Source organism: Citrobacter sp. 172116965, assembly GCF_013458095.1.
In the GTDB taxonomy this organism is placed as follows: Bacteria; Pseudomonadota; Gammaproteobacteria; order Enterobacterales; family Enterobacteriaceae; genus Citrobacter; species Citrobacter braakii.
In genome coordinates this window covers 165136-187069 of the sequence record NZ_CP046673.1, presented here as the reverse complement: position 1 = coordinate 187069, position 21934 = coordinate 165136, and the positions used below count along the sequence as shown (strand labels likewise).

Annotated in this window: 23 protein-coding genes; 13 read left to right on the top strand and 10 right to left on the bottom strand. The window is 52.9% G+C overall.

Features of this window, described 5'->3' with window-relative positions; translation table 11 throughout:
* Nucleotides 1-90: 90 nt before the first annotated feature.
* The gene (eptB, locus tag GPJ68_RS00885) at nucleotides 91-1785 is read right to left on the bottom strand and encodes a kdo(2)-lipid A phosphoethanolamine 7''-transferase (RefSeq protein WP_016157716.1); all 1695 of its coding nucleotides are present in this window, start codon (nucleotides 1783-1785) and stop codon (nucleotides 91-93) included.
* Nucleotides 1786-1995: 210 nt separating this feature from the next.
* Nucleotides 1996-3198 (bottom strand): MFS transporter, encoded by a 1203-nt coding sequence (locus GPJ68_RS00880; protein ID WP_016154906.1) that lies wholly within the window; start codon nucleotides 3196-3198, stop codon nucleotides 1996-1998.
* On the opposite strand from GPJ68_RS00880, the gene GPJ68_RS00875 reads away from it, so the two are divergent.
* Nucleotides 3197-3373: a hypothetical protein gene (locus GPJ68_RS00875; RefSeq protein ID WP_172452819.1), complete on the top strand. Its 177-nt coding sequence runs from the start codon at nucleotides 3197-3199 to the stop codon at nucleotides 3371-3373. The genes GPJ68_RS00880 and GPJ68_RS00875 overlap by 2 nt on opposite strands.
* A 76-nt stretch (nucleotides 3374-3449) precedes the next feature.
* On the opposite strand, the gene GPJ68_RS00870 is transcribed toward GPJ68_RS00875, so the two are convergent.
* Entirely contained in the window at nucleotides 3450-4151 is a 702-nt protein-coding gene (locus tag GPJ68_RS00870) for an autotransporter outer membrane beta-barrel domain-containing protein (protein ID WP_016157717.1), read from the bottom strand.
* Between the two features lie 159 nt (nucleotides 4152-4310).
* Here GPJ68_RS00870 and tag point away from each other — a divergent pair, with 159 nt between their 5' ends.
* The gene (gene tag / locus GPJ68_RS00865; RefSeq protein ID WP_047415864.1) at nucleotides 4311-4880 is read left to right on the top strand and encodes a DNA-3-methyladenine glycosylase I; all 570 of its coding nucleotides are present in this window, start codon (nucleotides 4311-4313) and stop codon (nucleotides 4878-4880) included.
* Complete coding sequence (locus tag GPJ68_RS00860; RefSeq protein WP_016157718.1) at nucleotides 4870-5310, top strand: N-acetyltransferase; 441 nt, start codon at nucleotides 4870-4872, stop codon at nucleotides 5308-5310. The genes tag and GPJ68_RS00860 overlap by 11 nt, the downstream gene beginning before the upstream one ends.
* On the opposite strand, the gene GPJ68_RS00855 is transcribed toward GPJ68_RS00860, so the two are convergent.
* Nucleotides 5279-7612 carry a molybdopterin guanine dinucleotide-containing S/N-oxide reductase gene (locus GPJ68_RS00855; RefSeq protein ID WP_180837075.1) on the bottom strand — a complete coding sequence of 778 codons (2334 nt, stop codon included), beginning with the start codon at nucleotides 7610-7612 and terminating at the stop codon, nucleotides 5279-5281. The two genes, GPJ68_RS00860 and GPJ68_RS00855, sit on opposite strands and share 32 nt — an antisense overlap.
* 159 nt (nucleotides 7613-7771) lie before the next feature.
* On the opposite strand from GPJ68_RS00855, the gene GPJ68_RS00850 reads away from it, so the two are divergent.
* From GPJ68_RS00850 to ghrB, 6 genes are all read left to right on the top strand, one after another.
* Nucleotides 7772-8434 (top strand): OmpA family lipoprotein, encoded by a 663-nt coding sequence (locus tag GPJ68_RS00850; protein ID WP_016157720.1) that lies wholly within the window; start codon nucleotides 7772-7774, stop codon nucleotides 8432-8434.
* Between the two features lie 101 nt (nucleotides 8435-8535).
* Nucleotides 8536-9552, top strand: a complete 1017-nt coding sequence (locus GPJ68_RS00845) for a LacI family DNA-binding transcriptional regulator (protein WP_005133828.1) — start codon at nucleotides 8536-8538, stop codon at nucleotides 9550-9552.
* Between the two features lie 99 nt (nucleotides 9553-9651).
* Nucleotides 9652-10401, top strand: a complete 750-nt coding sequence (locus GPJ68_RS00840; RefSeq protein ID WP_049271797.1) for a sugar phosphate isomerase/epimerase — start codon at nucleotides 9652-9654, stop codon at nucleotides 10399-10401.
* 3 nt (nucleotides 10402-10404) lie between these two features.
* Complete coding sequence (locus GPJ68_RS00835; RefSeq protein ID WP_046275780.1) at nucleotides 10405-11343, top strand: sugar kinase; 939 nt, start codon at nucleotides 10405-10407, stop codon at nucleotides 11341-11343.
* Between the two features lie 70 nt (nucleotides 11344-11413).
* Nucleotides 11414-12694 carry an MFS transporter gene (locus GPJ68_RS00830; RefSeq protein WP_003827389.1) on the top strand — a complete coding sequence of 427 codons (1281 nt, stop codon included), beginning with the start codon at nucleotides 11414-11416 and terminating at the stop codon, nucleotides 12692-12694.
* A 22-nt stretch (nucleotides 12695-12716) separates the two neighbouring features.
* The gene (ghrB, locus tag GPJ68_RS00825) at nucleotides 12717-13691 is read left to right on the top strand and encodes a glyoxylate/hydroxypyruvate reductase GhrB (protein WP_180837073.1); all 975 of its coding nucleotides are present in this window, start codon (nucleotides 12717-12719) and stop codon (nucleotides 13689-13691) included.
* A gap of 58 nt (nucleotides 13692-13749) precedes the next feature.
* On the opposite strand, the gene GPJ68_RS00820 is transcribed toward ghrB, so the two are convergent.
* Nucleotides 13750-14460 (bottom strand): DUF3053 domain-containing protein, encoded by a 711-nt coding sequence (locus tag GPJ68_RS00820; protein ID WP_016154915.1) that lies wholly within the window; start codon nucleotides 14458-14460, stop codon nucleotides 13750-13752.
* Nucleotides 14461-14840: 380 nt separating this feature from the next.
* On the opposite strand from GPJ68_RS00820, the gene GPJ68_RS00815 reads away from it, so the two are divergent.
* The 3 genes from GPJ68_RS00815 (at nucleotide 14841) to cueP (ending at nucleotide 16350) form a co-directional block, all read left to right on the top strand.
* On the top strand, nucleotides 14841-15131 hold the full coding sequence (locus tag GPJ68_RS00815) for an HTH-type transcriptional regulator (RefSeq protein ID WP_016157726.1): 291 nt from the start codon (nucleotides 14841-14843) through the stop codon (nucleotides 15129-15131).
* Nucleotides 15132-15410: 279 nt separating this feature from the next.
* A complete protein-coding gene (gene cspA, locus GPJ68_RS00810) occupies nucleotides 15411-15623 on the top strand; it encodes an RNA chaperone/antiterminator CspA (protein WP_000014594.1) in 213 nt (70 codons plus the stop codon).
* A gap of 187 nt (nucleotides 15624-15810) precedes the next feature.
* Nucleotides 15811-16350 (top strand): copper-binding periplasmic metallochaperone CueP, encoded by a 540-nt coding sequence (gene cueP / locus GPJ68_RS00805; protein ID WP_104651747.1) that lies wholly within the window; start codon nucleotides 15811-15813, stop codon nucleotides 16348-16350.
* Nucleotides 16351-16413: 63 nt separating this feature from the next.
* Here the strand turns inward: cueP and glyS are convergent, their stop codons facing one another.
* From glyS to GPJ68_RS00790, 3 genes are all read right to left on the bottom strand, one after another.
* The gene (glyS, locus tag GPJ68_RS00800) at nucleotides 16414-18483 is read right to left on the bottom strand and encodes a glycine--tRNA ligase subunit beta (protein WP_016157728.1); all 2070 of its coding nucleotides are present in this window, start codon (nucleotides 18481-18483) and stop codon (nucleotides 16414-16416) included.
* A 9-nt stretch (nucleotides 18484-18492) separates the two neighbouring features.
* Nucleotides 18493-19404 carry a glycine--tRNA ligase subunit alpha gene (gene glyQ, locus GPJ68_RS00795; RefSeq protein WP_001168551.1) on the bottom strand — a complete coding sequence of 304 codons (912 nt, stop codon included), beginning with the start codon at nucleotides 19402-19404 and terminating at the stop codon, nucleotides 18493-18495.
* Between the two features lie 95 nt (nucleotides 19405-19499).
* Nucleotides 19500-19808, bottom strand: a complete 309-nt coding sequence (locus GPJ68_RS00790) for a YsaB family lipoprotein (protein WP_016154920.1) — start codon at nucleotides 19806-19808, stop codon at nucleotides 19500-19502.
* A gap of 173 nt (nucleotides 19809-19981) precedes the next feature.
* Here GPJ68_RS00790 and GPJ68_RS00785 point away from each other — a divergent pair, with 173 nt between their 5' ends.
* Nucleotides 19982-20977, top strand: a complete 996-nt coding sequence (locus GPJ68_RS00785) for an acyltransferase (RefSeq protein WP_104651756.1) — start codon at nucleotides 19982-19984, stop codon at nucleotides 20975-20977.
* Nucleotides 20978-21017: 40 nt separating this feature from the next.
* Here the strand turns inward: GPJ68_RS00785 and yiaA are convergent, their stop codons facing one another.
* Together yiaA and yiaB are read right to left on the bottom strand one after the other, a co-directional pair.
* Nucleotides 21018-21455 (bottom strand): inner membrane protein YiaA, encoded by a 438-nt coding sequence (yiaA, locus tag GPJ68_RS00780; protein ID WP_016154922.1) that lies wholly within the window; start codon nucleotides 21453-21455, stop codon nucleotides 21018-21020.
* A gap of 24 nt (nucleotides 21456-21479) precedes the next feature.
* The gene (yiaB, locus tag GPJ68_RS00775; protein ID WP_103928741.1) at nucleotides 21480-21824 is read right to left on the bottom strand and encodes an inner membrane protein YiaB; all 345 of its coding nucleotides are present in this window, start codon (nucleotides 21822-21824) and stop codon (nucleotides 21480-21482) included.
* Between the last annotated feature and the right edge of the window lie 110 nt (nucleotides 21825-21934).

The following is a 21934-nucleotide window of genomic DNA, read 5'->3' as shown; positions in this document are numbered from 1 at the left end:
ATGCGGGGCGCATCTTACTGCTCAGCCGCGCCCCCGTCAATCCCTTAGTATCAAAATGCCATTTGATCGGCGAGAAAGTCAGCAGCCCAATTACTGAGCCGTAACCTTCTTCGCGTCCGGGATACGGCACCAGTTGTTATTCTCGTTAATACCGCCATTTGGCGAGGTATAACCGAGGCAACCCAAGATAGTGTCGTACAGTTCCACATGACGACGCGGCACCTTCATATCAGCTTCTTGCTTCAGGTGTGCAAACGCCTTCGCATGGTCTGGGTCTTCCAGATATTTGTCTGACATCCACACCAGCATAGGAACGCGGAACTGCTCTGGCGGAGCCATTTTACGCGGCGTACCGTGCAGGTGCTCACGCTCGTTAATCGACTCACCGTGATCGGCGGCGTAGAACACTATCGCTTTCTTATCCCGCAGTTGATCAAACACTTTGGTAATAAAGTGATCAACATAGGTTACCGAGTTATCAAAAGAGTTAATCATCTCGGCTTTCGAGCAACCGCTATCCACATTGACACACTCCGGCTTCCACTGCGCATATTCGCGGGTGTAGCGCTGCGTGTAGTTAAAATGCGAACCTTTGGTATGCAGAATAATCAGACGTTTGCCATCATCATCCGTCGGTTGCAGAGACTGCTGCATTTCGGTAATCAACAGCATATCGTCAACGTTCTTGCCACGGTTACGCGGCTCAGCGCCAATCTGCTCTCGGTAAGCGATGTTCTCCGCCATGGTATTGCTGTAGAACCACATCTCGCTTTGCATCGCGTAGAGGTCTGTCTTGAACCCTAACTGACCGAGCACGGAAAAGACGTTTTGTTCTTTCAGGGTACGCTGCGGGTTTTCTTCCGCCCCACCTTCACGCACAAACATACAGCGCAACGAAAGCTTGGTCGCCGTGTCACAGGAATATCCACGGAACGCGGCCAGGTTTTTCTCCTGGGCGAGCCTTGGCGTGGTATTTCGCTCATAGCCAAAAATCCCCATATGGTCCCAGCGGGTGGTTTCGCCGATAATAAAAACCACATAGGTGTCGTCGAGGTTCTTAGGCTCAACATAGGTAAATTTCTTCGCCGGGTTCATCAGCGATTTGTTGTCTGAGGATTCATCCACCTGTGCCCAGGCGTACAAACCCAGCGCAGAGAGCCAGTTTGACGGCAAGTAAGAGTTCGCCACAACCCCGCCATAGCTGGGTAAATCGATACCTGTTTCTCGCTCTACGCTTCTCTGTTGCATACTCAGCAGGCGAATCGGCGCCCACACCATCAGGCCGGCCAGTAAAACTACCGCTACGCTACGCCACCTCATGCCCGGCGTACGAATTTGTCTCATCAACGTATAGCGGCAGCGGTTACTCCAAATCAGCACCAAGGGAATAATACTGACCGAAACCAGCCACACGATGAAATGCCAGCCGACGACTTCTTTCGATAAATCAATATCCGTGGTCATTACGGAAGCGATAATACCGTAACCAATTACCACGTTCAGGAAGGTCATATAATAACTGGCGCCGGCAGAACACAGCACCAAACAGGTTGCCAGGACACGCCAGGCGCGGCGGCCAAACAAAGAGAGAAGGCGCAGTAAAAAGAAGGTCACCAGCACAGTGCCGGCCAATTCAACAACCGCGGAGAGTCCTTTCCAGACGGTAAAATCGTGCGCATATCCGCTAAAGCGACGGAAAAATACAGCACAGTTCATAAACAAACCGATATAGATTGCCAGCAAGAAACTGAGTTTCTGCTGCGTCATCGACTTAATGTATCTCATGCAAACAAACCCTGGAAATCGGGATAAAAAACCCTGAGCAGCGATCAATCAGACCTGACAGAGGAAAAATGCGACAACAGCAGAAGTGAAATGTCTACGGGCGCGGGTAAGTAGACCACAGGAGGGAGCAAAAGTGCTTATAGAGAATGAAAATGGCGCATAAATTTTTGTAAATATATGCGCCAGGTATTAATCATACTACTAATAGATTTAGGCGTGCGCCTCGGTATAGACGCTACGTTGTGGCTGACGAATAGTGGTAGAAAGCGCCAGCGAAATGATTAACAGCGCAAAGATAACGCAGAAGGTCACATAGAACCCGCCAAACAGCGAGGCGATAATGGAACCGCAAATGCTACCGATACCGAAGCCCAGGTAAATAACACCGTAGTTTTTAGCCAGGTTATTCAGACCGAAGAACTCGCTGACCAGTGACGGGAATACGGTGATGGTGCCGCCAAAGTTAAATGCGACACAGGCAATGGCCATAAAGAAGGTTACGTCATTCAGCGGCGCGAACAACAGTGCAGCCATACCGACCAGCGAAACGACCTGACCAATGGTGATCACGCGAATACGGGAGATTTTATCGGACAGAATCCCCAGCACCAGACGACCCGACAGGTTCGCGATAGAAATGACGGTAACCGCATTCGCCGCCGTCGCCACATCCATATGCGCCAGGCTTTGTGCGATATCTTTCGCCACGCCAATGACGTACAGACCGCTCATACACGCTGTCAGGAACATGACTGCCAGCATCCAGTACTGCGGTTTGCGCATGGACTGCGCCAGGGTGTAGTCGTTCTCAACTACGCCATTCTTCGCTTTCACTTCCTGATTCGGCGCATCTTTCATCAGCGTAGAGCCAAAGACGATCATCACCAGTACGATCGCGCCCCAAATCATGAAGGTTTTTTCCAGGCCCACGGTGCTCAGCAGTTGGCTGTCGATAAATTTAAAACCGAGGCTGCCAAGGCCATAAGAACCGATGGCAAAGGCGGAAATCAGCCCTTTACGCTCAGGGAACCATTTTACGCAGTTGGAAAGCGTTAACAGGTAACCTGCACCATCCGCCAGACCAACCAGCACACCGGCGCTCAGCCACAGCATAATCAGGCTGTTGGAATGGGCGGTTAAGAAGAAACCGACGCCGAGTAAAATACCGGAGGCCATGGTGACGCGTTTCACGCCAAAACGTTCCTGCAGCTTGCCGGCAACGGAAGAGGAAATCGCCAGCCCGAGGCTCAGCAAGCCAAAAGAAAATGCCACCTGACTGACCGGCGCATCGAGCTTAGAAGAGAGCGCGCCATTAAACAGGCTCCAGGTATAAACAGAACCTAAAGCAAATTGGGTAATAATCGTGCCGATCAGTGTTAGCCAGCGAGTACGCTGATAATCAGAAGTTTTCATGGCAGTCTTCCTGCATAAGCAAAATGGGAAATTCTCTGCCAACAACCATACCGAAGCGCTTTTATGGCCAGGAGAAAACGGCATGAAATGCCGCCAGGACGGAATGAAATGCCTGGAATGCGGAATGAATGACGAGACAAAAAGTCGGGTTGCTGAATTTTATCGTAAGAGTTAGTACACGCTATCACTGAGGGGCTTGTGATTGTTGATCTCAATATGTAACAGAGATGTTTAGCTGATGATTTTTTGCGTTAAAATTTAGCACTCACTCCCATGGTGTACATATAGTCGCTGTTATTGGCGCTATTTTCCGCCTGCGAAAGCGCCGCGTAAGCCGCCATGTGCCGGTTCAACAGCATATCTGCGCCAACGGTAACATCCAGCCAGTTACCGTCTTGACCCGCCGCCGTCATGCGACTGAGGCCCGACTGCGCTTTCCAGATATTCTCGCCAAACTGCTGGTTATAGCTGATTTGCGCCCACGGTCGGACATCACCGAACTGAGAATTGACTCGCCAGCCTAACGTGCTGACGCTGGCATGCCACAGCGGATCGTTCTGCGTTACTGACGTCACGCTATCGCCAAATTCGTTGTAAGTAGACGTGGTCGAACCGTCATAATGCAGCGCGGCCACCGGACCGGTCATCACCTGCCTTGAAAGCGGAAAGTTCCAGCCCATACTCATGCCGCTGGTCGCATCCATAGGCGTTTCATCCGCCAGATTCACCACGGGACCCGCCACGTTTTGAGTGGAGCGAATACGTTCTTCCAGAATGTCGTTATAACGTGGTTGGTGATCGCTGTCCCATGTATAACGTTCAGCCGTATGCCCTGACATCGCATCAACGATATATTCTTGTTGCCAGCCATATGCTGTATTGATGAACAGCGCACAAACTACGACGCTCGCCAGAGTTAACCTTTGGCGACCACTACTGTTTCTTATAATCATCAACGCGACTCCAGAAAAGAGCCGAATTCGGCGATATTATTGTCATTGTGTGAAGGATATCGGGCCCATCAGGCCCTGTATTAAATATTGTCTTTTTAGCTGGCGCGTCAAGGCGGGCCGAATGAAATTTTTACGCCAGTAAAAACAGCGAGGAAGAATATGCAGCGTTGCGGATGGGTCAGCCAGGACCCACTTTACATTGCCTACCACGACAAGGAATGGGGTGTCCCCGAAACAGATGGCAACAAGCTGTTCGAAATGATCTGTCTGGAAGGCCAACAGGCCGGTTTATCGTGGATCACTGTGCTTAAGAAACGGGAAAATTATCGCCACGCCTTCCACCATTTTGACCCGGCAAAAGTGGCGGCCATGACCGAAGAGGATGTGGAAAGACTGGTACTGGATGCCGGCATTATTCGCCATCGAGGAAAAATTCAGGCCATTATAGGCAACGCTCGCGCCTTTCTGACCATGGCGCAAAACGGAGAATCGTTTAGCGAGTTCGTCTGGTCGTTTGTTGATAACCAACCGCAACTGACCCGCGCCGCCAACCTGAGCGATATCCCCACCTCTACACCGGCGTCAGATGCACTGTCTAAAGCGTTAAAAAAACGCGGATTTAAGTTTGTCGGCACCACCATCTGTTACTCCTTTATGCAGGCATGCGGCCTGGTCAACGACCATGTCACCAGCTGTATCTGTTACCCGGGAGAACAACATGATTCGTGAATCAAAGGCTGACGATCTACCGTCGATTCTGGCGCTGTGGATGGAAAGCACGATCCATGCCCATCCGTTTATCGAAGAACGCTACTGGCGCGAAAGTGAATCCATCGTGCGGGATGTTTACCTGCCAGCCGCACAAACCTGGGTATGGGAAGAAGAAGGGGTGCTCAAAGGCTTTGCCAGCGTCATTGACGACCGTTTTCTCGGCGCGCTGTTCGTCGCGCCTGCCGCCATCAGAAGCGGGATCGGCAAAGCGCTGGTGCAGCATGTGCAGCAGCGCTTTTCGTTACTCAGCCTCGAGGTCTACCAGAAGAATCAATCAGCGGTGAACTTCTACCATGCGCTGGGTTTTCGCATTGAAGATGGCGCATGGCAGGAAGAGACTCACCATCCCACGTGGATTATGGGCTGGCAGGCGGATCAAACGCCGTAAGCGTCAACGTTGGTCCGCTGTATTTTTCGAGCCACGCCAGCGCAGTGTTGCCCGCACAGCCATTCCCCAGCTTCGAGCTGGGGAGATCTTTGGTCAGCACGTTGACGGCGCCATTTTTACAAATACCGTTGGCGGCGAGATCCAAATCAGGCCAGGCGCCCTCATGAATACAGATGACATCGGGTTTAATTCCCGTCGTCACGACCGCTCCCGCCAGAACGTGCCCACGCTGGTTCCACACCCTGACCGTGTCGCCATCCGCAATACCGCGCGCTTTGGCATCCTGCGGATGAATCGTGACGGGCTCACGATCCGCTACCGCATATTGTTCGCGCAACGCGCTGTAATTTAGCTGACTGTGCAAACGGTGCGCCGGATGGGCGGAAAGCAGCTGTAACTGGCCCGGCTCGGCGTTACCGAACCACTCATCCGGCTCCAGCCACATCGGATGCCCAGCACAGTCCGCGTAACCGTAACCGGCAATCCTCGCGGAGTAGATTTCAATTTTACCGCTGTCCGTTTTCAGCGGATGCGCCTGTGGGTTACGGCGAAAATCTGCGAAACGGATAAACTCCGCGCTGGCGGCGTTTTCTGGCATTTCGATCAGCGCATTCCGCTGCCAAAACTCGGTGAATGGCGGCAACGTCACCTGCTGGCTAGCCCCACGCTGCCCGGCAATGTTGTAAAAAGTCTCCAGCCATTCCAGCTCGCTTTTGCCTTCGGTAAATCGCTCATACCCGCCCTTCTCCCAGCGTTCACTCAGCTCGGCAAAGACATCAAAATCATTTCGCGCTTCATCCTGCGGCGATACAACCTGCTTCATCGGCACCAGATGCTGGTTGCTGTAATCGCCGGTCATGGTCAAATCATTACGCTCAAAAGACGTCGTCGCCGGCAGCACGATATCGGCATGCTTCGCTGCGGCTGTCCAGAAACACTCCGAGATAACCACCAGCTCCGGTTTTTGCCAGGCGCGAATCAGACGGTTGGTGTCCTGATGATGGGTGAAGTTGGCGCCGCCCGCCCACCACAGCATACGGATGTCCGGGAAATGGCGGTCCATACCGTTGTGCTGATAAAAACCACCGGGGTTCTCCAGCGCTTCAACAATTCGCGCCACCGGGATTTTATCTACCGCGTCGGTACCGTTTTTAACGCTGCCCTGCATTGAAGCCAGCACCGCAGCACGGCGCGTTGGGTTGCCGCCGTTGGCAAAATGGTACGACAGCCCAAAGCCGCCGCCAGGCGTCCCGATTTGCCCGAGCATGGCGGCCAGCGTGACAATCATCCAGTGTTTCTGCTCACCATACTGCTGGCGTTGCATACCCCATCCCGCCATCAGCATGGTGGTGTTTTGGTGAAATATCGCCGCAAGTTCACGTATTTTCGCCGCCGGAACACCACAAATTTCAGCGGCCCATTCTGCCGTTTTTGCAACATCGTCAGATTTGCCCAGCAGATAGTCAGCAAAACGGTCATATCCGGTCGTACACCGGGCAAGAAAGTCCGCGTCGTGCCAGCCGTTTTCCACCAGCGTATGCGCGATACCCAGCATCAGCGCCACGTCGGTTCCCATATGTGGAGCGATCCATTCCATCTTCTCGCCAAAGAAATCGACGCTTTCCGATCGCATCGGATCGATACAGATCAACCGCTTCCCGCTGCCACGCAGTGCCTCAAAGTAAGCGAGGCCCTGCTCGTCGGAGGCGTTCCAGGCAATTTTCAGGGTATTCAGCGGATTGGCGCTCCATAACACCACCACTTCGCTGTTCTCCAGCACCACCGGCCAACTGGTCTGCTGCTGGTAAACTTCGTTACCGCCCACCACGTAAGGCATGATGGCCTGCGCAGCACCTGTCGAGTAATCCCCCAGATGCCCGGTATAACCACCCGCCAGCGCCATATAACGCTGTAGCAGGGTCGCTGCTTTGTGTAACACGCCGTTGGAACGCCAGCCGTAGGAACCGGCAAAAATCGAGGCCGGGCCGTAGCTGTCACGGATGCGTTTATGCTGCGTATGGATAAGATTCAGCGCGTCGTCCCAACTGACACGAACAAATTCATCCTGCCCGCGCACCCCCTGCGGATCCTCCGGCGAGGCGAGAAAGCCTTTACGCACCATGGGAAAACGTACCCGCGTTTTACTGTGTACCTGGTCGCGCACCACGGTTTGCAAAGAGTTGGGATGGGCGGTGGGCAGCACGCCGCGAGAGGAGAAAACCGTCTCGCCATCGGTTTCGACGAGAATAGGTCCCCAGTGGGCGGCGGTTAACACCGAGTAATGTGCGGGTGAATTAGCCAAGATGGCGCTCCTGAATGCGATGTGACGGCTTATTTATTATGCCGTTCAATGTTACTTACAAATTTCAGAGTCTTCCCTGGAATTTTCTTCATGTTCACACGTCATAATCAACCGCCACGGTCGCTGTGGCAAAGAAGAAAAAGTCATTAAGGAATTAAGATGAAGAAACGTGTTTTTGTTATTGCTGCCATCGTGAGCGGCGCCCTGGCGGTTTCTGGCTGCACAACAAACCCTTACACCGGAGAACGCGAAGCGGGTAAATCCGGCATTGGCGCGGGTATTGGCTCTCTGGTCGGCGCGGGTATTGGCGCACTCTCTTCTTCGAAGAAAGATCGCGGCAAAGGCGCTCTGATTGGTGCGGCGGCTGGCGCGGCCGTTGGCGGCGGTGTCGGCTATTACATGGACGTGCAGGAAGCAAAACTGCGCGACAAAATGCAGGGAACGGGCGTCAGCGTGACGCGCAGTGGCGATAACATCATCCTGAATATGCCAAATAACGTCACCTTCGACAGCAACAGCAGCAACCTGAAACCTGCGGGTGCCAACACCCTGACCGGCGTGGCAATGGTACTGAAAGAGTACAATAAAACCGCCGTCAACGTGCTCGGCTTCACCGACAGCACCGGCAGTCAGGATCTGAATATGCGCCTGTCGCAACAGCGCGCGGACTCCGTGGCCAGCGCCTTAATCACTCAAGGCGTCGCCGCTAACCGTATCCGCACTCAGGGTATGGGCCCGGCAAACCCGATCGCCAGTAACAGCACGGCGGAAGGTAAAGCACAAAACCGCCGCGTAGAGATCACCTTAAGCCCGCTCCAGTAACGTTTTGTGCCGGATAATGGCAGCGTCTTATCCGGCATGAAGCACTTGCCATCGTTGATTTTCGCGTTAAGGTGTTGTCACCAAATTTAGGGAAATCAGCGATGAGCAAATCAACACGGGCAACCATCAGCGATGTGGCGAAAGCCGCAAAAACCGGCAAGACCAGCATTTCACGCTACCTCAACGGTGAAAAGCACCTGCTTTCCGACGCGCTACTGGCCCGCATTGAACAAGCCATTGCCGATCTCGACTACCGTCCCAGCCTGATGGCAAGAGGCCTGAAACACGGTCGTACCCGCCTGATTGGCCTGATCATCGCCGATATTACTAATCCCTACTCCGTCAACGTGTTAAGCGGTATTGAAGCCGCCTGTCGCGATAAGGGCTTTACCCCGCTGGTGTGTAACACCAACAACGAAGTGGATCAGGAGCTGCATTATCTCGACCTGCTGCGCAGCTACCAAGTCGAAGGGATTGTGGTCAACGCCGTTGGAATGCGCGAAGAGGGGCTGAACCGCCTGCAACAGTCTGCGCTACCTATGGTACTGATTGACCGTAAAATTCCCGATTTCGCCTGTGATATGGTCGGGCTGGATAACACCCAGGCGGCAACGGTTGCCACTGAACATCTGGTCGAGCAAGGTTTTGAAGCCATCCTGTTCCTCAGCGAACCGCTGGGCATGGTGAATACCCGCCGCGAACGCCTGAGCGCTTTTCGCGCCACGCTCGCACAGTACCCCGGCGTTATCGCGCAAAATGCCGAAGTCCCGCTAACGGACAATACGCAACTGGATGACACGCTGCGCCAGTTTCACCAGCAGCATCGGGGGATGCGCAAAGCCGTTATCTCTGCCAACGGCGCTCTCACGCTGCAGGTTGCCCGCGCCCTGAAGCGCATTGGCCTTAACTGGGGCAGCGATATCGGCCTGCTCGGTTTTGACGAACTTGAATGGGCGGAGCTGGCGGGCGTCGGTATTACCACGTTGAAACAACCCACATGGCAGATTGGCTACACCGCCGTTGAGCAGGTTGTACGCCGAATTGATGGCGGCTCTGCTGCCATTCAGGAACAGGTATTCTCCGGCGAGCTGATCGTACGCGGCTCAACCGCCCGTTAAATTTCCTTCGTGATGGTGATCATAAATTCGACATCATGAGCTTTTCTTTGGAACCGGTTCCATCTAGCGTTATAACAAGAATGCTAGTCTGGAGTTTCCATGAAAAGAAAAATTATGGTGGTTACCGCCGCCTACGGCTACGACCAGGTGCAGGCCGCAGGCGGGCAAACGGCAATGTTGCCCATCATTGCCGAAGCCGGTGCTGACGGCGTCGAAATCCGCCGCGAGTTATTAACCGACGCCGAGCTGAAAACGCTGTCCACAATGGCCTCTGCAATCGAACTCTTCGGCCTGCTGGCCTGTTATTCAGCGCCTGAACCGTTATTCCTTGACGATGGGAACCTGAATCCCCGACTTCCGCAGCTTCTCGAAGAAGCGCAGGCCCTACAGGCACTGTGGTTAAAAGTCTCTCTCGGTCATTTTTCCCATACCGAACAGTTCGACGATTTACGTGAATGGCTGGACAACAGCGGCATGGAGCTGGTTGTGGAAAACGATCAGACCGCCTGCGGACGCCTGCAGCCGATGCAACGCTTTAATGAAGCCTGTCAGACGCAAAACCTGCCGATATCTCTGACTTTCGATATGGGCAACTGGCTGTGGGTTGGCGACTCCCCGGAACAGGCCGCGCAGAACCTGGCGCCAACCGTCGGATATATCCATGTCAAAGCCGCAGTTACGCATCGCGATAGCTACCGTGCCGTACCGCCTGATGAAGCAGATTCACGCTGGCTGGCGCTGTTAAAAACGCTGCCCAACGATGTTCCGCGCGGTATTGAGTTCCCCCTGGAAGGGCAGGATTTGACGGCGGTTACCCGCCACTACGTCGAGCTGTTACGCGAGGAGTAACACATGAAAAATTCACTGGATGCGGTCACTATTGGTGAAGCGATGGCGATGTTTGTCGCCACGCAAACCGGCGAACTGACGGATGTAGAGCAGTTTATCAAGCGCGTTGCAGGCGCTGAACTCAACGTGGCGACCGGTCTTGCTCGTCTGGGCCTGAAGGTCGGCTGGGTGAGCCGCGTAGGCAACGACAGTTTTGGTCGTTTTATCGTTAAGTCGCTGGAAAAAGAAGGGATAGATGCGCAGGGAGTTACCCAGGACGGGCGTTACGCTACCGGCTTTCAGCTTAAATCTAAGGTCGAAAATGGAACCGATCCCATTGTGGAGTATTTCCGCAAAGGGTCCGCCGCCAGCCACCTCAGCGTTGAGGATTATCACGAGGACTATTTCGCCAGCGCGCGCCACTTGCACCTGAGCGGCGTGGCGGCGGCGCTTTCTGCCAGTTCCTATGAACTACTGGCGCACACCGCCCGCACGCTGAAAGCCCAGGGGAAGACCATCTCGTTCGACCCAAATTTGCGTCCGGTACTGTGGAAAAGCGAAGCCGAAATGGTGGAAAAACTGAACCGGCTGGCATTCCAGGCTGACTGGGTTTTACCTGGATTAAAAGAGGGGATGATTTTAACCGGCCAACAGACGCCTGAAGCCATCGCCGACTTTTATCTGCGTCACGGAGTGAAGGCCGTGATCATCAAAACCGGGGCTGATGGTGCCTGGTACAAAACAGCCAGCGGTGAACAAGGTTGCGTTGCACCGGTAAAAGTCGACAACGTGGTCGATACGGTCGGCGCAGGCGATGGCTTTGCCGTGGGCGTTATCAGCGCCCTGCTGGAAGGCCGTTCGCTGCATCAGGCGGTGACCCGCGGCAATAAAATCGGCGCACTGGCCATTCAGGTTCAGGGCGACAGCGAAGGATTACCCACACGTGAACAATTAGGGGAATAAACTCCCGGCCAACTCTGTCTCTGTACCCTACATACAGAGGCGGCGTATCAGCATAACCAGAGGGCAGTCTATGAATAGCTCAACTAATGCAGCAAAACGCTGGTGGTACATTATGCCAATCGTGTTTATCACGTATAGCCTGGCGTACCTTGACCGTGCGAACTTCAGCTTCGCCTCCGCCGCCGGTATCAACGAGGACCTCGGCATTACCAAAGGGATCTCTTCCCTGCTGGGCGCTCTGTTTTTCCTCGGCTATTTCTTCTTTCAGATCCCAGGCGCGATTTACGCAGAACGGCGCAGCGTACGAAAACTGATTTTTGTCTGTCTGATCCTCTGGGGCGCATGCGCGTCGTTAACCGGTATGGTCAGCAATATTCCAATGCTTGCCGCCATCCGCTTTATTCTTGGCGTCGTTGAAGCCGCGGTGATGCCCGCAATGCTGATTTATATCAGCAACTGGTTTACGAAATCCGAGCGCTCGCGCGCTAACACTTTCCTGATCCTCGGTAACCCGGTTACCGTCCTGTGGATGTCTGTGGTTTCCGGTTATCTGATCCAGGCGCTGGGCTGGCGGGAAATGTTTATCATCGAGGGCTTCCCGGCCATCATCTGGGCGTTCTGCTGGTGGGTATTGGTAAAAGACAAACCGTCTCAGGTCGGCTGGCTGTCAGAATCTGAAAAAGCCGCCCTTCAGGCGCAACTGGAAAAAGAGCAGCAAGGCATCAAAGCCGTGCGTAACTATAGCGAGGCCTTCCGCTCACGTAACGTCATCCTGCTGTGCATGCAGTATTTCGCCTGGAGTATTGGCGTCTATGGTTTTGTCCTGTGGCTACCGTCGATTATCCGCAACGGCGGCGCAAATCTGGGCATGGTAGAGGTTGGCTGGCTGTCATCCGTACCTTATCTGGCGGCGACGGCGGCGATGATCCTCGTCTCCTGGGCCTCCGATAAGCTGCAAAACCGTAAACTGTTTGTCTGGCCGCTGTTATTGATAGCCGCTTTCGCTTTTATCGGCTCCTGGGCCGTGGGTGCAGACCACTTCTGGATTTCTTACACGCTGTTAGTTATTGCGGGTGCGGCAATGTACGCCCCATATGGCCCCTTCTTCGCCATCATCCCGGAAATGCTGCCGCGCAACGTCGCCGGGGGTGCAATGGCGCTGATTAACAGCATGGGCGCGCTAGGCTCATTCTTTGGTTCATGGTTTGTCGGCTACCTCAATGGCGCAACCGGCAGCCCATCCGCCTCGTACATTTTTATGGGGGTAGCGCTTTTTGTCTCAGTATGGCTAACTTTAATTGTTAAGCCTGCTAATAATCAGCAATTACCTATTGGCGCACGCCACGCTTAAATTTTAACTTACGGAGATTCGCATGAAGCCGTCCATTATTCTCTATAAAGCGTTACCTGACGATTTACTGCATCGCCTGGAAGAGCATTTTACTGTGACTCATGTGCCTAACCTGCGCCCGGAAACGGTCGCACAGCACGCCGAGGCTTTTGCCAACGCGGAAGGTATGCTGGGTTCCAGTGAAGCCGTCAATACCGCCCTACTGGAGAGAATGCCCAGGCTACGTGCGACATCCACGATTTCCGTAGGCTATGACAACTTCGACGTCGATGCCCTCAACGCGCGCAAGGTGCTGTTGATGCACACGCCAACCGTGCTGACGGAAACTGTCGCCGATACGGTAATGGCGCTGGTGTTAAGCACCGCTCGCCGCGTGGTAGAAGTTGCTGAACGGGTGAAAATTGGCGAATGGACCAAAAGTATCGGGCCGGACTGGTTTGGTACGGATGTACACCACAAAACGCTGGGGATTGTCGGCATGGGCCGTATTGGTCTGGCGCTGGCGCAACGCGCGCATTTTGGTTTTAGCATGCCGATTCTTTATAACGCGCGCCGTCATCACCAGGAGGCGGAAGAACGCTTCAACGCGCGTTACTGCGACCTCGATACACTGTTGCAGGAGTCCGATTTTGTCTGCCTGATCCTGCCGTTAACCGCAGAAACGCATCATCTGTTTAGTACCGAACAGTTTGCCAAAATGAAGTCCTCCGCCATTTTCATTAACGCCGGGCGTGGGCCAGTGGTCGATGAAAAAGCGCTGATTGCCGCCCTGCAAAGCGGGAAAATTCATGCCGCAGGCCTGGATGTGTTTGAGCAGGAGCCATTACCAGCAGACTCACCGTTATTGGCGCTGCCAAACGTGGTAGCCGTGCCGCACATAGGTTCAGCGACGCATGAAACGCGCTATAACATGGCGGCCTGTGCGGTGGATAACTTAATCGATGCGCTGCAAGGACGCGTTGAGAAGAATTGCGTGAACCCGCAGGTCGCGCCATAAACAAAAGGCCGGGTAGCGCTTACGCTTACCCGGCCTTTTATGTATTACATCGCCTTCATTACTGAGCGGCATTCACCGCCGCAGTCCAGGCCTGATTAAATGCCTGATGCTGAGAGGCCAACGGGCCAATCAGCGTGTTGTACTGACTTGCCTGCTGTGAAGTTGGGAACTGGATACCGTTAGCGACAAAGCTCACCTGCGTATCCTGCTGTGCCACAAAATCACCGACCTGTACTAACTGCTGCGTGAAGATTTGCGCGGCAGGGATCAGCGGCTGTAGCGCCTCTGAAGGTACAGTGACGACTTTATTGTAGACCTGGTCAAAGACCGGCTTCAGATCCTCGCCCTGCTTCAGCGCGCCATGCGCAGCATCTGCCTGCAGTTTCGCATTCTGCAACTGTTGCCCTAATACGCCCAACGCACCATTTGCCTGACGCAGCGGTTCACGCTGAGTCACATAATCCTGAGGAACACGAATCGCATTTACGCTATCAACCACCGGGCGCAGACCGGAGTCCATTGCCTGATTAACCTGCTGCGAATAGCCATACAGAATCGCGTAATCGGACACAAACGGGCCAAACTGTTTTTTCTGATCGGCGGTCAGCGTTGGTAAACGCTCTCCGCTACGCATTGCAGTATTCTGCAGAAAATCGATAAACGCTTTGCGTTGATCGCCTTCTTTATCAAAACACCCACTCAGGCCAACTACCATTAAGAGCGCCAAAACAGGCGCAAACCAGCGAGAGCAGGACTTACCTGTCGCCATTTTAATACTCCTTTCACCCAAAAATGCGCACAACGACACCCGCGTGCCTGACGTTGACAAGGATAGTCCAGGTCAGCCCCGCAAGATACCCTTTCCGCGTAATCTTGTGGGGGAAAATAACCGCTCCCGCCACCCATCGTTTTGCTAAACAATGCGCCATTTACCACACGACGTCATATTTTAGTCATCTTTACAATTGGGATCGATCGTTCGCAGATCCCGACCTTTATCAGTTCGTTAGCCTGCAAAAGATTGTCGACCCCGATCCGCTGAAACGAATCCATCACGCAAACCTAAAATCCGGCTTCATTTTTTCCGACTACTCTTAATGAGCTTCGATGAAATTCACGATCCCGCTGTGTGATTTGTAGGAGTTCTCAATGGAATACAAAGATCCTATGTTTGAACTGCTGAGCAGTCTGGAGCAGATTGTTTTTAAAGATGTATCGCAGACGGTTACTCTGACGCAAAAAACCAACCCTTTCACCGAATTTGAACAGCTACGACGAGGGACAGGTTTAAAAACAGATGATTTTGCCCGAGTGATGGGCGTGACGGTCGCGACGGTTCATGAATGGGAGTCTAAACGCGTAAAGCCTTCCAATACCGAATTGAAGTTAATGCGCCTGATTCAGGCAGACCCAAGATTAAGTAAGCAACTGATGGATTGAACTATTTTTCAATTTTACTTATGAACGGTCCTGTAAAAGGGCCGTTCCCTTAAGGGGGTTATCCACAAAAAAGAAAATAGTAGTTGCATCCACATGCGTAAAATGAGTTAATGCCCTCAACGGTTTGACGTACAGACCATTACAGCAGTTAGTAAGGCAAGTCCCTTCAAGAGTTATCGTTGATACCCTTCGTAGTGAGCATTTCCTTTACTGTTAAAAAATCTGTAAAGCACGCCATATCGCCGAAAGGCACACTTATTTTTTAAAAGGTAATACACTATGTCCGGTAAAATGACTGGTATCGTAAAATGGTTCAACGCTGACAAAGGTTTCGGCTTCATCACTCCTGACGATGGCTCTAAAGACGTGTTCGTACACTTCTCTGCTATCCAGAACGATGGCTACAAATCTCTGGACGAAGGTCAGAAAGTTTCCTTCACCATCGAAAGCGGCGCTAAAGGCCCGGCAGCTGGCAACGTAACCAGCCTGTAAGCTTAAAAAGCTCAAAATTCTGAATCCCTGCCAAACGGCGGGGATTTTTTTTATCTGTACTTCGCAAGACTCCCCGCCCAAACGCTTCTTTGCATTACTTTACCCGTCCTCCCTTTGACCTTTCCCTAAGGGCAAGCTTTATAGTGAGCCAGTCTGTATTCCACAATATTCACAAGGAATTGAAGTTATGTCGAAATCCTCACTGCTGCTGGTTTTAGGTTTGCTCACAACCGGTAGCGCGTTCGCAGCAACTCCGGAAGCTGCTTTTCTGGCGGAACACGGGCTCAGCGGTAAATCCGTCGAGCAAATCGTCGAGACCATTGACCAGTCGCCACAGAACCGCCCGCTGCCGTACTCAGCATCTATCACCAGTACCGAACTGAAGCTCTCTTCGGGCGATCAGATTTATACCCTACCGCTCGGTGACAAGTTCTATCTGTCATTTGCCCCCTATGAATGGCAAACACATCCTTGCTTCAACCACAGCCTTTCTGGCTGCCAGGGCGAAATGCCGGAGAAGGCATTCAATGTCAAAGTGACGGATAACAAGGGTGAGGTGATGGTACAAAAAGTGATGAAGAGTGGTCGAAATGGCTTCGTCGGGGTATGGCTACCGCGCAATATGGCAGGCACAATCGCGGTAAGTTACAACGGTAAAACGGCAGAGTATCCCATCAAGACGATGGAAGACAGCCAGACCTGTCTGACAAAATTACAGCTGCGCTAACAACATACAAAAAAGCCGGATGGCACAATGCTTATCCGGCTTTTCAAAGTCAGCTCAGGAGCGTTACTGCAGCAGAGAAATATCCGCTACGCGCAGGAACAGTTCGCGCAGTTTTGCGAGCATAGACAGACGGTTAATACGCAGATCTTTATCTTCCACGTTGACCATCACTTTCTCGAAGAACGCATCAACCGGTTCACGCAGTTCCGCCAACTCAACCAGCGCTTCCTGGTAACGACCAGCTGCAAAGACAGGCTCCAGCTTATCGCGCAGCACCACAACCTGCAGCGCCAGCGCAATTTCTTCCGGCTCTTTCAGCGTTGCCGAATTTACACGGTCATTCAGCGTCTCTTCAGACTTCGCCAGGATGTTCGATACACGCTTGTTCGCTGCAGCCAGCGCGGACGCGGCTTCCAGCGTACGGAAGTGCGAAACCGCCTTCATACGTGCGTCGAAATCAGCCGGACGAGTCGGACGACGCGCCAGTACTGCCTGAATGGTATCGACGGTGTAACCTTCATCCTGATACCAGGCGCGGAATCGACCGAGCATAAAGTCGATCACATCATCCACCACGTTGGCGTTAGTCAGCTTGTCGCCATACAGACGAACCGCTTCTTCGGTCAACGTTTGTAGATCCAGATTCAGGTTCTTCTCAACGATGATACGCAGTACGCCCAGCGCGGCACGACGCAGCGCAAACGGGTCTTTGTCGCCTTTCGGATGCTGACCGATACCGAAGATACCCGCCAGTGTGTCCATCTTATCGGCAATCGCCACGGCACAGGCAACCGGGTTAGACGGCAGGTCATCACCGGCAAAACGCGGCTGATACTGCTCGTTCAGCGCCACAGCGACATCTTCCGCTTCACCATCGTGACGCGCGTAGTGCATGCCCATCACGCCCTGGGTATCGGTGAACTCGAAGACCATGTTGGTCATCAGGTCACACTTGGACAGCAGGCCAGCACGCGTTGCGTGGTTAACGTCAGCGCCAATTTGACCAGCAATCCAGCCCGCCAGCGCCTGGATACGGTCAGTTTTGTCGCGCAGCGTACCCAGTTGCTGTTGGAACAGCACGGTTTGCAGACGCGGCAGATGGTCTTCCAGACGTTTTTTACGGTCAGTATTGAAGAAGAATTCGGCATCCGCCAGACGCGGACGAACCACCTTCTCGTTACCGGAGATGATTTGCTGCGGGTCTTTGGATTCGATGTTGGCAACGAAGATAAAGTTCGGCAGCAGTTTGCCGTCGTTCGCGTATACCGGGAAGTACTTCTGGTCACCTTTCATGGTGTGTACCAGCGCTTCGGACGGAACAGCGAGGAATTTCTCTTCGAACTTCGCGGTCAGCACGACCGGCCATTCCACCAGCGAGGTGACTTCTTCCAGCAGGCTTTCACTCAGATCGGCGTTGCCGCCAATTTTACGCGCCGCGTCTTCGGCATCAGCTTTGATTTTGGCTTTACGCTCAGCGTAATCCGCAATCACTTTGCCGCGCTCACGCAGAATTTCTGGGTACTGATCGGCATTATCGATGGTGAACTCCGGCTCGCCCATAAAGCGATGCCCGCGGATCACGCGATCGGACTGAATACCCAGAATAGTTGCCGGAATAACTTTATCGCCCAGCAGCAGCGTCACGGTGTGAACCGGACGCACGAAGTGAACGTCAGACGCGCCCCAGCGCATCAGTTTCGGGATCGGCAGCTTAGCCAGTGAGGTGGCGATCATATTCGGCAGCAACGCTTCAGCGCTTTCGCCTTTCACATGCGCGCGATACAGCAGCCACTCGCCTTTGTCGGTGGTCAGACGCTCAGCCTGATCAACCGTGATGCCACAGCCACGCGCCCAACCTTCAGCCGCTTTGCTCGGTTTACCTTCGGCGTCAAACGCCTGGGCGATAGCCGGGCCGCGTTTTTCTACTTCACGGTCGGGTTGTGCTTCAGCCAGGGCAGCGACTTTCAACGCCAGACGACGCGGCGCGGCGAACCACTCCACGTTGCCGTGCGCGATGCCAGCATTATCCAGCTCCGCGGTAAAGTTCGCAGCAAAGGACTCAGCCAAGCTGCGCAGTGCTTTTGGTGGCAGCTCTTCAGTGCCGATTTCCACCAGAAAAGTTTTCTCAGACATGGCCGCCTCTTATTTGTCTTTGTTGCACATCGGGAAGCCAAGGGCTTCACGGGAAGCGTAGTAAGCTTCTGCCACTGCTTTGGTCAGGGTGCGAATACGCAGGATATAGCGCTGACGCTCGGTGACGGAGATGGCTTTACGCGCATCCAGCAGGTTGAAGCTATGGGCGGCTTTCAGAATACGTTCATACGCAGGCAGCGGCAGCGGATTTTCCAGCGCCAGCAACTGCTGCGCTTCTTTCTCGTACTGCTCGAAGCAGGTGAACAGGAAGTCCACGTCGGCGTATTCGAAGTTGTAGGTGGATTGCTCCACTTCGTTCTGATGGAACACGTCGCCGTAAGTGGTTTTACCCAGCGGGCCGTCGCTCCAGACCAGGTCGTAAACGCTGTCTACGCCCTGAATGTACATGGCCAGACGTTCCAGACCGTAGGTAATTTCCCCGGTCACTGGTTTACATTCCAGACCACCAACCTGCTGGAAGTAGGTGAACTGCGTGACTTCCATGCCGTTCAGCCACACTTCCCAACCCAGACCCCAGGCACCCAGCGTCGGGTTTTCCCAGTTATCTTCCACGAAACGGATATCGTGAATGGTCGGGTCCATACCCAGCTCTTTCAGAGAACCCAGGTACAGCTCCTGAATGTTGTCCGGAGACGGCTTAATCACTACCTGGAACTGATAGTAGTGCTGTAAGCGGTTCGGGTTTTCGCCATAGCGGCCGTCGGTCGGACGACGAGAAGGCTGCACATAAGCAGTCGCCATCGGTTCCGGCCCCAGCGCCCGCAGGCAGGTCATTGGGTGAGATGTCCCCGCGCCGACTTCCATGTCCAATGGTTGAACGATGGTGCAGCCCTGGCGAGCCCAGTAATCCTGTAAGGTCAGGATCAAGCCCTGGAAGGTCCTGGTATCAAACTTTTGCATATTATTTCGTGCTGGATACGTGTGGATTTAAAGGAAGCGGTCAGTATACCCGCTGGCTGCAAGATATACAGTACGAAACGGGAAAAAGGGGGAACTTAGCGCATGGAAAGGTGTAAAAACTGCCCGTCTGCATCAAAAGAGCAAACAAAACTCTCTTTACGGAAGGTAGAACCACGCATCTCATAGCTGCCCTGGAATTGTTCCAGACCGGAGATATCAATTTTCTGCACTCCAGTGTTGTAGATTTGTGCCGCCTCATTTTTACATAGTGACTCCATATCCAGCGAACGTGTTGCACTGACTTTGATCTTTTGCGCCTTCTGCGCGGGTGCAGGCGGCTGGGTGTCGGCGCACGCAACCAGTAAAAGGGTAACGATCGCGGAAAAGAAATACTTCATCATCATTTTATTACCGCCTGGTTTGCTGGTCAGTCTTATTATTAAGTGTCTGGAAACGGATGCTATTTTGAGAATCTCATCAGACCATCTCAAGCTTTAGCGTAAGAACTCGGATTTTTCCAGTGAGCTACGCTCGCAAATTTTCGGTCAGACTTTTTTTAATGGATACAGAGGAACTGATGCAGCCCAAAATATTCTGGATTGATAACCTGCGCGGGATAGCCTGTCTCATGGTTGTGATGATCCACACCACGACCTGGTACATCACCAATGCGCAAAGCGTCAGCCCATTGAATTGGGATCTGGCCAATGTGCTCAATTCAGCTTCTCGCGTCAGCGTCCCGTTGTTCTTTATGATTTCGGGCTATCTGTTTTTTGGCGAGCGCAGCGCCAAACCGCGCCATTTCATGCGCATTGCGCTCTGCATCCTGTTTTACAGCAGCGTGGCGCTGGCCTACATCCTGCTGTTTACCTCGATCAACGCTGAGCTGTCGCTGAAAAACCTGCTGCAAAAGCCGGTGTTCTATCACCTGTGGTTTTTCTTCGCGATCGCCGTAATCTACCTGGTTTCCCCGCTGATACAGGTAAAAAATATCAGCGGCAAGATGCTGCTGGCGCTTATGGTGGTGATTGGGGTGATTGCCAATCCCAATACCGTCTCACAAAAAATTGGCGGTTTTGAGTGGCTTCCCATCAACCTGTACATCAGTGGCGACACGTTCTACTACATCGTGTACGGTATGCTAGGCCGAGCGATTGGTATGATGGATACGCACAAGCGCGCGCTTACCTGGCTCTGTGCGGCGTTGTTTATCACCGCAGTGTTTATTATTTCTCGAGGCACGTTGCATGAACTGCGTTGGCGAGGCAATTTTGCCGATACCTGGTATCTCTATTGCGGCCCGGCGGTGTTTATTTGTGCTGCCTCCCTCCTGACGCTGGTCAAAAATACGCTCAGTACGCGCACTCTGCCGGTACTGGGCCTTATTTCCCGCCACTCCCTGGGTATTTATGGCTTTCATGCGCTGATCATTCACGCGCTACGCACCAACGGTGTAGAACTCAAAAACTGGCCGCCGCTGGATATGCTGTGGATTTTTAGCGCCACGCTGGCGGGAAGTTTACTGTTGTCTGCATTGTTACAGCGCATCGATACGCGCAGACTGGTGAGCTAACAATAAAAGCCCTCGATCGGTAACCATCGAGGGCATACGATCACTCCGTAAAATCGTCTGCGACTGCCAGCGTTTCTTTTGGATGCTCAAAGCCACTATCACGGATATTTTTCTGCACCGCAACGGTACCAAACAGGCTCAAAAAGAAGGCCAGGCCGTAAAACCCTTTCTCGTTTAGCAGCAGCGTGGCATTCCACAAACCGATAACCAACAATGCAACCGCAATAATAAACGCGGCAAGACAGGTTATGTAGTAAATCGGCGTAGTCGGGATCCCCTCATATTTATCCCGTACCGTCTTTTGATACGACGCAGCAGAAAACAAACCAAGCACCAAAACAGCAAAGTAATACCCCTTTTCGTTCAACTGCATATCGGCATTCCACAACCCCAGCAGATAAACCACAATGCCGCCGAGAAGCGCGACCCATGACACAATACTAAATGCCGGTGAATAAGTTGATGTCCTGTTTTCCATTTAGAGTTCCGGTCCTTTAGATAACTATTCTGCTGAACGCATGAGTAAAACTTGCCCCAGTAAACATACGATGAATGCCACCGGGAACAGCCCCTTTTCGAGGGGTGATAATGGGACATTCAATACGCCCACCAACAGCACCCCTACCGTGATGAGCGCCACCATCTGACATACAGAGGCGAAGTGTTCATCGTTCTGATTGAGATTATCTGCACGCTGATAAACGTACGTCACAAACATTCCCGTCATCAGCACGGCGAAAAAATAGCCTTTACTACTCAATAAAGGGCATGCCCGCCATAAGCCAATAACGTAAATCAATGCACCAGAGAAGAATAATATCCATGGCAACAGCCTTGTCGTCTTCATTGGGACCTCCTTATCCATCATGGATACAATATGAATAACCCGCTAAAGACAACACAGAAAAGGTCACTACGCCGGACTTTCAGAATAAATTCATGCGCGCTAATTATTAA

What these genes read in the sequence shown, in the direction of transcription:
- eptB (WP_016157716.1), bottom strand. Translation starts at nt 1,785, where the DNA reads ATGAGATACATTAAGTCGATGACGCAGCAGAAACTCAGTTTCTTGCTG.
- GPJ68_RS00875 (WP_172452819.1), top strand. Translation starts at nt 3,197, where the DNA reads ATGGCAGTCTTCCTGCATAAGCAAAATGGGAAATTCTCTGCCAACAAC.
- GPJ68_RS00880 (WP_016154906.1), bottom strand. Translation starts at nt 3,198, where the DNA reads ATGAAAACTTCTGATTATCAGCGTACTCGCTGGCTAACACTGATCGGC.
- GPJ68_RS00870 (WP_016157717.1), bottom strand. Translation starts at nt 4,151, where the DNA reads ATGATTATAAGAAACAGTAGTGGTCGCCAAAGGTTAACTCTGGCGAGC.
- tag (WP_047415864.1), top strand. Translation starts at nt 4,311, where the DNA reads ATGCAGCGTTGCGGATGGGTCAGCCAGGACCCACTTTACATTGCCTAC.
- GPJ68_RS00860 (WP_016157718.1), top strand. Translation starts at nt 4,870, where the DNA reads ATGATTCGTGAATCAAAGGCTGACGATCTACCGTCGATTCTGGCGCTG.
- GPJ68_RS00850 (WP_016157720.1), top strand. Translation starts at nt 7,772, where the DNA reads ATGAAGAAACGTGTTTTTGTTATTGCTGCCATCGTGAGCGGCGCCCTG.
- GPJ68_RS00845 (WP_005133828.1), top strand. Translation starts at nt 8,536, where the DNA reads ATGAGCAAATCAACACGGGCAACCATCAGCGATGTGGCGAAAGCCGCA.
- GPJ68_RS00840 (WP_049271797.1), top strand. Translation starts at nt 9,652, where the DNA reads ATGAAAAGAAAAATTATGGTGGTTACCGCCGCCTACGGCTACGACCAG.
- GPJ68_RS00835 (WP_046275780.1), top strand. Translation starts at nt 10,405, where the DNA reads ATGAAAAATTCACTGGATGCGGTCACTATTGGTGAAGCGATGGCGATG.
- GPJ68_RS00830 (WP_003827389.1), top strand. Translation starts at nt 11,414, where the DNA reads ATGAATAGCTCAACTAATGCAGCAAAACGCTGGTGGTACATTATGCCA.
- ghrB (WP_180837073.1), top strand. Translation starts at nt 12,717, where the DNA reads ATGAAGCCGTCCATTATTCTCTATAAAGCGTTACCTGACGATTTACTG.
- GPJ68_RS00820 (WP_016154915.1), bottom strand. Translation starts at nt 14,460, where the DNA reads ATGGCGACAGGTAAGTCCTGCTCTCGCTGGTTTGCGCCTGTTTTGGCG.
- GPJ68_RS00815 (WP_016157726.1), top strand. Translation starts at nt 14,841, where the DNA reads ATGGAATACAAAGATCCTATGTTTGAACTGCTGAGCAGTCTGGAGCAG.
- cspA (WP_000014594.1), top strand. Translation starts at nt 15,411, where the DNA reads ATGTCCGGTAAAATGACTGGTATCGTAAAATGGTTCAACGCTGACAAA.
- cueP (WP_104651747.1), top strand. Translation starts at nt 15,811, where the DNA reads ATGTCGAAATCCTCACTGCTGCTGGTTTTAGGTTTGCTCACAACCGGT.
- glyS (WP_016157728.1), bottom strand. Translation starts at nt 18,483, where the DNA reads ATGTCTGAGAAAACTTTTCTGGTGGAAATCGGCACTGAAGAGCTGCCA.
- glyQ (WP_001168551.1), bottom strand. Translation starts at nt 19,404, where the DNA reads ATGCAAAAGTTTGATACCAGGACCTTCCAGGGCTTGATCCTGACCTTA.
- GPJ68_RS00790 (WP_016154920.1), bottom strand. Translation starts at nt 19,808, where the DNA reads ATGATGATGAAGTATTTCTTTTCCGCGATCGTTACCCTTTTACTGGTT.
- GPJ68_RS00785 (WP_104651756.1), top strand. Translation starts at nt 19,982, where the DNA reads ATGCAGCCCAAAATATTCTGGATTGATAACCTGCGCGGGATAGCCTGT.
- yiaA (WP_016154922.1), bottom strand. Translation starts at nt 21,455, where the DNA reads ATGGAAAACAGGACATCAACTTATTCACCGGCATTTAGTATTGTGTCA.
- yiaB (WP_103928741.1), bottom strand. Translation starts at nt 21,824, where the DNA reads ATGAAGACGACAAGGCTGTTGCCATGGATATTATTCTTCTCTGGTGCA.